Raw genomic sequence first — 8729 nt, 5'->3', positions numbered from 1 at the left:
GCCGGCGCGCTCGCGGTGCCCCCGGCGGGGTGTGCCTTGCCCCCGGGGGCGCGGGGGGCCCCGCCCCCGGGCCGGGCGGGGCCCCCCCCCGCGACGTTCCTGCTCCCCCGCGTCATGGCGGACCTCGCCGGCACCGCGATCGCGCTGCGCTGCGCCGACGTCGACATCGCGGAGGCCGAGTACGGACCGCTCACCGCGGACCACGACGTCGTCGTCGCGCACTCGCTCACCAGCGTGCGGCCCGCCGGGGCGGAGGGCCTGACCGTGGTGCCGCTCGCCCGCGAGCCCCTCGACATCGCGATGGCCGCCGACCACCCGCTCGCGCGCCTGCCGCACGTGCGGCCGCGCGACCTCGTCGACCAGGACTGGATCGGGGTGCCCCTCGGCTACCCGTTCGACACCGTGCGGCTCGCCGTCGAGCAGGCCACGGGGGCCGAGCTGCGCGTGGTGCAGCGGCTGCGCGACAACCGCCTCATCGAGGCGCTCGTCGCCGCGGGCGACCAGGTCGCCGTGCTGCCGCGCTTCACCACGCCCACCGGCGACCGCCTCGTGCTGCGCGAGCTGACCGACGTCGCCATCGCGCGGCACGTCTCCGCCGTCCTGCGGCCCGACCGGGCCGAGCGCCTCGCCGTCCGCCGCGTCGTCGACGCGTTCCGCCGCGCGGGCGCCGACGTCGAGGTGGAGATGGCGGGAGCCACCGACGGCTGACGATGCCGCAGAGGTGCCCCCGCCCGGGTTCGAACCGGGACTGGGCCGGGTTTAAGCCGGCTGCCTCTGCCAGTTGGGCTACGGGGGCGGGACGACGGAGCGGGCGCCCGGCCGGCCTCGGAGAGGTCGACCCGGCGCCCGCTCACGGTACCGGTGCGGCGTCAGCCCTTCTCGGCGCGCGCGGCCGACGACTCGGCCTTCTGCTCCACCTTCTCGCCGGGCTGCTTCGGCGGCACGGACGCCTTGCGGAACTCGTCGCGCGGGTCGTGCAGGGAGCCGAGGGACACGATCTCGCGCCCCATGAGGAACTGGCCGACCCAGCCGATGAGGATGCGCACCTTGCGGTTGCCGGTCGGCATCGCCATGACGTGGTAGCCGCGGTGCGCGAGCCACGCGAGCGGGCCGCGCAGCTTGAGGAAGCCGAACAGCTCCGCGACGCCCTTGTACAGGCCGAGGGACGCGACGACGCCGACGCTCTTGTGCGCGTAGTCCTCGGGCTGCTCGCCCTTGAGGACGGCGACCAGGTTGTCGGCGAGCTTCGTCGCCTCGCGGATCGCGTGCTGCGCGTTCGGCGGGCAGAACTGGCCGGGGTTGAGCACGTCCGGCACGGCGGCGCAGTCGCCCGCGGCCCAGGCGTCGGGGACGATCTCGCCGTCCTCCGTCGCGACCTGCAGGGTGGGCTTGACGATGACGCGGCCCATCCGGTCGAACGGGAGGTCCGACTCCTCCTTGATGACCGGGTTCGCCTTGACGCCGGCGGTCCACACGATCGTCTCGGTGTCGAACTCGACGCCCGTCGAGGTGACGACGTGCCCGTCCACGCAGGACGACAGGAACGTGTTGAGGTGGAACTCGATGCCGCGCTTCTTCATCTCGTCGAGCGCCCACAGGCCCATGGGCTCCGAGACCTCGGGAAGGATGCGGCCCGAGCCCTCGATCATGACGAAGCGCAGGTCCTCGGCGTCGATCGTCGGGTAGTTGCGCGTGGCGTACCGCGCCATGTCCTCGATCTCGGCCAGCGCCTCGATGCCGGCGAAGCCGCCGCCGACGAACGTGAACGTCAGCATGCGCTTGCGCGCGTCCGCGTCCCACGTGGACGAGGCGACGTCCATGCGGTTGAGCACGTGGTTGCGGACCGCGATGGCCTCCTCCACGTTCTTGAAGCCGATCGCGTTCTCCGCGAGGCCCGGGATGGGCAGCGTGCGGGAGACCGAGCCGAGGCCGACGACGAGCTGGTCGTACGAGACCTCGTAGTCCGGCCCCTCCTCGGGGTGGATCGTGACCTTGTGCCCGGCGTGGTCGATGTGGTTGACCAGGCCCTGCAGCACGTCGATGCCCTTGAGGGCCTTGCGGTGCGGGGCGACGACGTCGCGGGCGTCGATCGAGCCCGCGCCGGCCTCCGGCAGGAACGGCGCGTAGGTCATGTACGGCCGCGGGTCGACGACGACGATCGCCGCGTCCTGCTTGCCGAGCTTGCGGCGCAGACGACGCGCCGCATAGAGGCCGACGGAACCACCGCCGAGGACGACGATGCGGGGCACCTTGCGGGGCCGCGGAGCCGCGGCGGGCGCGTCCTGGACAGAGGTGTCCGACGACAGAACGTTCTGAGGCATGAACACCATTCTACGACCGTGCCGGGGGCACGCAGTCGGGCCGTCCATCCTGCGGCCCCCGGCAGCTTTCGCGCAGGTCAGGCCGCACGGTCACGCGAGCGAGAGGGCGATGCCGTCGAGGATGTCGCTCTCGCTGGTCACGACGTCGGTCAGCGTGCCGCCCGCGGCGGCGACGTCGTCGCGCACCCGCCGCACGACCTCGGACCAGACCAGCGCGCCCGCGCCGATGACGTCCGCGCGACCGGGGTGCATGAACCCGAGGGCGAGGCGCTGCTCGCGGGTGCGGTGCAGCAGGTCGTCGCACGCGGCGAGCACCCGGTCGACGCCGAGGACGGCGCCGTGCACGGCGTCGCGCCGGTACTCCGCCAGCCCCAGGACGTGAGCGGTCACCGACGTCACCGAGCCGGCGAGACCGACGAGCGTCGTGGTCCGGCCGAACGGCACGGTGCGGGCGGCGTCGTCGAGCGCGGCGCGCACGTCGGCGCGCGCGGCCTCCACCTCGGCCGGCGCGGGCGGGTCGGAGTGCAGGTGGCGCTCCGTCATGCGCACCGACCCGACGTCGAGCGAGAGGGCGGCCTCCGGCGTCGTCGTGCCGAGCACCAGCTCGGTCGAGCCGCCGCCGAGGTCCACCACCAGGTACGGCCCGGGGTGCTGCGCGGCCACGCCCGCGGTCGCGCCGCGGAACGACAGCTCCGCCTCCTCACGGCCCGAGGCCACCTCGGCGTCGACGCCCAGCGCCGCGCGGACTCCGTCGAAGAACTCCCGCCGGTTGCGCGCGTCGCGCGTGGCCGACGTCGCGACGAAGCGCACGCGCGTGGCGCCCGCCTCGGTGATGACCTTCGCGTAGTCGCGCGACGCCTCGAGCGTGCGCGCGAGCGCCTCCGGGGCGAGCTCGCCCGTGCGGTCCACGCCCTGTCCGAGCCGCACGATGCGCAGCCGCCGGTCGATCTCGGTGAGCGTGCCGCCGGGGCCGACGTCGGCCACCAGGAGGCGGATGGAGTTGGTGCCGCAGTCGATCGCGGCGACCCGCGTCGCGCGTGTGGAGCTCTCTGTCACGGGCCACACTGTCTCATCCGACACCGACGGCCCGCCTGCCGGCCGTCAGCAGGTGCAGCGGTCGGGCCGCCACTGGTCGCGGACGAGGGCGAGCGCCTCGTCGCCGAGCGGGTTCACTCCCGGCCCCGCGGCCAGCGCGTGGCCCATGAGCACGTGGATGCACTTGACGCGCGTGGGCATGCCGCCGGCGGAGATGCCCTCGATCTCGTCGACCTGCCCGAGCTCGGCGCGCCGGGCGAGGTAGTGCTCGTGCGCCCGGCGGTACGCGGCCGCCAGCTCCTCGTCCTCGGCGAGGCGCGCCGTCATCTCCTTCATCACGCCGTCCGCCTCCAGCCGCGACGCGGCGGCGACCGCCCCCGGGTGCGTGAGGTAGTACGTGGTCGGGAACGGCGTGCCGTCGGGCAGCCGCGGCGCGGTGCGCACGACGAGCGGGCGACCGCACACGCAGCGGGCGGCGATGCCGACGACGCCGCGCGGCTCGCGGCCGAGCTGCTCGGCGAGCACCTCGAGGTCGCGATCGGTGACCACGGTCGGGTCGGCGTCGCCGACGGGGGCGGAGTGGTCGGTCATAGGGGAGGTCCTCGGGGCGTCGCGGGCGGGGCAGCACCCATTCTCCCCCGAGCGCTCCCCCGCCGGTGCCGCTGCCGGGGTGCGCCCGCTCACCACTCCGCGAACGAGCCGTCCGCGTGCCGCCACACGGGGTTGCGCCACCGGTGCCCGACCGCGGCCCGCTCGCGCACGTAGTCCTCGTCCACCTCGATGCCGAGGCCGGGGCCGCGCGGGATCTCGACCGACCCGTCGGAGTAGGCGAAGACGGATGGGTCGACGACGTAGTCGAGCAGGTCGTTGGAGGTGTTGTAGTGGATGCCCAGGCTCTGCTCCTGGATCACCGCGTTGTAGGTGACGGCGTCGAGCTGCAGGCAGGCGGCGAGCGCGATCGGCCCTAGCGGGCAGTGCGGGGCGACGGCGATGTCGTACGCCTCGGCCATGGCCGCGATCTTGCGGACCTCGGTGATGCCGCCGGCGTGGGAGAGGTCGGGCTGGATGACGTCGACGACGCCGGACGTGATGACGTCCTTGAAGTCCCACCGCGAGTACAGGCGCTCCCCCAGCGCGATGGGCGTGCTGGAGGCGCGCAGCACGTCCGCGATGCCGTCGACGTGCTCGGACAGCACCGGCTCCTCGACGAACATCAGGTGGTACGGCTCCAGCGCCTCGAGGAGGACGCGCGCCATCGGGCGGTGCACCCGCCCGTGGAAGTCGACGCCGATGCCGACGTCGGGCCCGACGGCCTCGCGGACGGCGGCGACGTTGGCGACGACCCGCTCCACCTTGCCCCGGGTGTCGAGGTACTGCAGCTCCTCGGGGCCGTTCATCTTCACGGCGGAGAAGCCGCGCCCGACGGCCTCGCGCGCGGCCGCGGCGGTCTCGGCCGGCCGGTCGCCGCCGATCCACGAGTACACCTTGATGCGGTCGCGCACGCGCCCGCCCAGCAGCTCGTGCACGGGCACCCCGAGCGCCTTGCCCTTGATGTCCCACAGCGCCTGGTCGATGCCGGCCAGCGCGCTCATGTGGACGCCGCCGCCCCGGTAGAAGCCGGAGCGGTACAGCACCGTCCAGTGGTCCTCGATATGCCGCGGGTCCTTGCCCACCAGGTAGTCGGACAGCTCCTCGACGGCGGCCGCGACGCTCGCGGCGCGACCCTCCAGGACGGGTTCTCCCCAGCCGACGATCCCCTCGTCGGTCTCGATCTTCAGGAAGAGCCAGCGGGGCGGGACGGCGAACGTCGTCAGCGACGTGATCTTCACGGCTTCCTCTCAGCGTGGGGTGCGGGGTCAGCGGTTCGTGTGCTCGGCCCAGACGCGGACGAGCTCGGCGGCGCGGGCGGCGACGGTCGCGGCGGCGTCGCCGGGCCGGTACAGCGAGGTGCCCAGGCCCGCGCCCGCCGCGCCGGCGCGGGCCCACCCGCCGAGGGTCGTGGCGTCGACGCCGCCCACGGGGACGAGCGCCGTGCCGGAGGGCAGCACGCTCGCCCAGGCGCGCAGGCCCGTGACGCCGACCGCGGTGGCCGGGAACAGCTTGACCGCGGTGGCCCCGGCGTCGAGCGCGGCGAACGCCTCGGTGGGCGTCGCCGCCCCCGGGAAGCTCTCCAGCCCGAGCCGCACGGTCTCCGCGACGACGTCGGGCCGGGTGTTCGGCGACACGACGAGCGAGGCCCCGGCGGCGGCGGCGCGGCGCACGTCGTCGGGGGTGAGCACCGTGCCCGCCCCGACCCGCGCGTCCGGGCCCGCGGCCTCGCGGATGCGGCGGACCGACACCAGCGGGTCGGGAGAGTTGAGCGGCACCTCGACGGCGTCGAACCCCGCCTCGAGGACGGCGACCGCGACGTCGACGGCCTCGGGCGGCGTCACTCCTCGCAGGATGGCGACGAGGCCGACGGGTCGGTGCGTCATGAGAGTCCTTCCTCGGTGCGGGACGGGGTGGTGGCGTGGTGGCGGTCCCGGGTCCGGGGTCCGGGTGCGGGTGCGGCCACGAGCCCGGCGTCGCGGGCGACGCGCCACAGGCCGCGCACCGCCACGTCCTGGCCGGCGACGTGCGCGGCGGCGCCGTGGCGCCCGAGCGCCCGGTCGTAGCGGCGCGCGGTCGCGCCGGAGGCGCACACCGTGACGCGCGGGGCCGGGTCGGCGCGCAGCGCGTGCCGCACCTCGGACCCGACGAGAAGGCCCGAGAGGTAGTCCGCCACCTCGGCCGGCCGGAGCATGCCCGCCATGACGAGGGTGCGCGCCGTGAACAGCAGCGCCGCCAGCCCGCGCTCGTCCCCGCGCCGCGCCTCGGCGTCGAGCCCACGGTCGAACGCCTCCCACGAGCTGGGCCCCGTGCCGTCGTCAGCATCGTCCTCGCGGCCGTCGCCGGGGCCGTCGTCGGCGAGGCGGGCCAGGATGCTGTCGCGCAGCAGGAGGCCGTACAGCTCGCCGGTCATGACCGTGCCGAAGCCCGTGACCAGGTCGCCGTCGAGGTGCACCCACTTGGAGTGCGTGCCCGGCAGCACCGCCGTGGCGAGCGCCGCGCCGCCCTCCTCGCGGGCCTCCTCCAGCGCGCCGAGCAGCTGCACCTCCTCCCCGCGCAGGACGTCGGGGTCCGGCTCGGTGACCCGCAGGCCCGGCACCAGGTGCACGACGGTGCCGACGTCGGTCCCGGTGACCGGCACCGGCGTGAGGTGGTCGGCGAGCCGCGGGAGCGCGGCTGGAACGTCGAGGTACCCCGCGTCCGCCCACCCGTGGTTGGAGCCCACCATCCCCGCGGCCAGGACGGGCAGGCCGGGGCGGCGGTCGAGCCAGGACCCGCACAGGCGCGCGAACGTGCGCTCGAACGCGGCGGCACGCTCCGGCGCGGAGCCGGCGCCCGCGGAGCAGCGGAGGGTGCCGTCGTCCGTCCGGACCTCGTCGAGGACCGCGCCTGCGGCGTCCAGGAGCCAGCCCCGGAAGCTGGAGGTGCCCCAGTCGAGGGCGACGAGCGCGGCGTCGCGCCCGGGTGCGTCATCGGCCATGGTCGTGAACGGTAGGCAGCCGTTCCCGATGATGAGAACTGTGTCCCGATTATCGGGATAGCCTCGTCGCCGTGAGCCTGCCCCTCCCCCCGGAGTCCCCCGCGCCCTCGGGCACGCAGACGCTGGCCCGCGGCATCGCCGTCGTCGATGCCGTCGCCCGCGGGCACGGCCGCCTGCGCGACATCGCCGCCGACACCGGCATCGGCCGCAGCACCGCCCACCGCCTGCTGCAGCTGCTGCTCGCCACCGGGTACGTGCGCCGCCTCGAGGACGGCCGGTACGCGCTCGGCCCGGCGCTCATCGAGCTCGGCTACCAGGCGCTGCAGGAGAACCCCGTCGCCGACGTCGCGGCCGGGCCGCTCCGGGCGCTCGCAGCCCGCGTCTCCGACACCGTGCACCTCGCCGTCGAGGACCGCGGCCAGGTGCTCTACCTCGACAAGATCCCCGGCACCCGCGGCGCGGAGATGCGCTCCCGGGTCGGGCACCGGATGCCGCTCACGCGCACCGGGGTGGGCAAGGCCCTGCTGCTCGACCGCCCCGACCGGTGGCGCGAGCAGTTCGTCGCCGAGCGGCGCGTCGGCGAGGACGCGCCGGAGGGACCGACGGCCGACGTGCTCACGCCCGACGAGTTCGTCGCCGTCATGGAGGCGTCCGCCCGTCGCGGGGTCGCGTTCGACCTGGAGGAGAACGAGCCCGGCATCCTCTGCGTCGCCGCGCCCGTGCGCGACGCGTCCGGCGCGATCGTCGCCGCCGTGAGCGTCTCCGCCACCCGTCCGTACATGCCGCCCGCGCGGGTGGAGTCGCTCGTGCCCGTCGTCCTCGACACCGCCGCCGCCGTCGCGGCCGGGCTCGGCCACCGGCCGGGCGGACGCTGACCGACGGTCCGCCGGCGCGGGTCAGCCTCCCGACGACGGGCTGGGGGAACCGCCGGGCCCGGGCTCGTCGCCCGTGGCGTCGTCGTCCGTGGTGGCCGGCCCGTCGGCCACCCGCACCGACTCCCAGACCGACTGGTACCAGGGCACGCTCGGGCCCGTGGACGTCCCCACCGGCCCGGAGCCCACGGCCTCGCCCGTCACCGGGTCGACGTCGTCGTCCCCCGCCGCGTCGGGGTCGACGACGCGCCACACCTTGTCGGCCGGCATGACGAAGCTGAGGCGCGACCGCGCCTGCTCCTCGACGTACGACCGGTCCTCCCAGCGGCCGAGCTCCACCTCCAGCCGGTCGCGCTCGGCGCGGTTCTGGGCCAGCTCCGTGCGCAGGCGGTCCAGCTCGTGCGCCTGCGTCACCGCGCCGCGCACCGTGGGCAGCAGGAGCACCACCGCGAGCAGCACCACCACCGACAGCACGATGAGCCGGACGGTGAGCACCTCCGGCAGCACCAGCCCGTAGCGGCTGCGCCGCCGGTCCTCGCGCGCCGGCCCGGCCGGACGACGCGACCCGCGCCGCGAGCCCGCCGCGCCCTTGCCGCTCGTGGCGGTTCCCTTGCCGGAGCCCTTGGCCGTGCCCTTCGCGCCCGCGCTCGCGCTCGCGCCCTTCGCCGGGGCCTTGGGCTTGGTGCCCACCGACGCGTTCGACGTCGTCGTGGGCCGCGCGGAACCGCCGCGCGCCCCCGAGGGCCGCGACGCCGGGCGGCGGGCGGCGGGCGAGGTCGGTCGACGGGCAGGCACGCCCCGATTCTGCCGAGCCGCACCGCCCGGGGCCGGGACCGTCGTCGGCGCGCCCGGCAGCTCCGGCATCGAGGGTGCTGAATTGCTCTTCGAGACGGCCGCCGGTCGAGGATCGATCCAGCACGCTCGATGCGGACG

Annotated in this window: 9 protein-coding genes and 1 tRNA gene; 2 read left to right on the top strand and 8 right to left on the bottom strand. The window is 75.5% G+C overall.

The genetic code is table 11. The features are described from left to right. Nucleotides 1–114: 114 nt before the first annotated feature. Nucleotides 115–708 carry a LysR family transcriptional regulator substrate-binding protein gene (locus ACFWEK_RS15005; protein ID WP_430554548.1) on the top strand — a complete coding sequence of 198 codons (594 nt, stop codon included), beginning with the start codon at nt 115–117 and terminating at the stop codon, nt 706–708. A gap of 14 nt (nt 709–722) precedes the next feature. On the opposite strand, the gene ACFWEK_RS15000 is transcribed toward ACFWEK_RS15005, so the two are convergent. From ACFWEK_RS15000 to ACFWEK_RS14970, 7 genes are all read right to left on the bottom strand, one after another. Beyond that, a tRNA-Leu gene (locus ACFWEK_RS15000) sits at nt 723–796 on the bottom strand. A gap of 73 nt (nt 797–869) precedes the next feature. After that, nucleotides 870–2321 (bottom strand): NAD(P)/FAD-dependent oxidoreductase, encoded by a 1452-nt coding sequence (locus tag ACFWEK_RS14995; RefSeq protein ID WP_430548335.1) that lies wholly within the window; start codon nt 2319–2321, stop codon nt 870–872. 90 nt (nt 2322–2411) lie between these two features. Next, nucleotides 2412–3377 (bottom strand): exopolyphosphatase, encoded by a 966-nt coding sequence (locus tag ACFWEK_RS14990; RefSeq protein ID WP_430554547.1) that lies wholly within the window; start codon nt 3375–3377, stop codon nt 2412–2414. Between the two features lie 45 nt (nt 3378–3422). Next, the gene (locus tag ACFWEK_RS14985; protein WP_430548333.1) at nt 3423–3947 is read right to left on the bottom strand and encodes a DUF501 domain-containing protein; all 525 of its coding nucleotides are present in this window, start codon (nt 3945–3947) and stop codon (nt 3423–3425) included. An 89-nt stretch (nt 3948–4036) separates the two neighbouring features. Next, nucleotides 4037–5185: a galactonate dehydratase gene (gene dgoD, locus ACFWEK_RS14980; RefSeq protein ID WP_430554546.1), complete on the bottom strand. Its 1149-nt coding sequence runs from the start codon at nt 5183–5185 to the stop codon at nt 4037–4039. A 27-nt stretch (nt 5186–5212) separates the two neighbouring features. Then, nucleotides 5213–5830 carry a 2-dehydro-3-deoxy-6-phosphogalactonate aldolase gene (locus ACFWEK_RS14975; RefSeq protein ID WP_430554545.1) on the bottom strand — a complete coding sequence of 206 codons (618 nt, stop codon included), beginning with the start codon at nt 5828–5830 and terminating at the stop codon, nt 5213–5215. Continuing rightward, nucleotides 5827–6924 (bottom strand): 2-dehydro-3-deoxygalactonokinase, encoded by a 1098-nt coding sequence (locus ACFWEK_RS14970; protein ID WP_430554544.1) that lies wholly within the window; start codon nt 6922–6924, stop codon nt 5827–5829. Before ACFWEK_RS14970 ends, ACFWEK_RS14975 begins: the two co-directional genes overlap by 4 nt. Nucleotides 6925–6995: 71 nt before the next feature. On the opposite strand from ACFWEK_RS14970, the gene ACFWEK_RS14965 reads away from it, so the two are divergent. Then, the gene (locus ACFWEK_RS14965; RefSeq protein ID WP_430554543.1) at nt 6996–7799 is read left to right on the top strand and encodes an IclR family transcriptional regulator; all 804 of its coding nucleotides are present in this window, start codon (nt 6996–6998) and stop codon (nt 7797–7799) included. A 21-nt stretch (nt 7800–7820) separates the two neighbouring features. Here the strand turns inward: ACFWEK_RS14965 and ACFWEK_RS14960 are convergent, their stop codons facing one another. Next, a complete protein-coding gene (locus tag ACFWEK_RS14960) occupies nt 7821–8591 on the bottom strand; it encodes a septum formation initiator family protein (protein WP_430554542.1) in 771 nt (256 codons plus the stop codon). Nucleotides 8592–8729 lie beyond the last annotated feature (138 nt).

Source organism: Isoptericola sp. NPDC060257, from assembly GCF_042726645.1.
Taxonomy (GTDB): Bacteria; Actinomycetota; Actinomycetes; order Actinomycetales; family Cellulomonadaceae; genus Isoptericola; species Isoptericola nanjingensis.
Note: the sequence above shows the minus strand (reverse complement) of the source record. Positions and strands in the feature narration are given on the sequence as shown.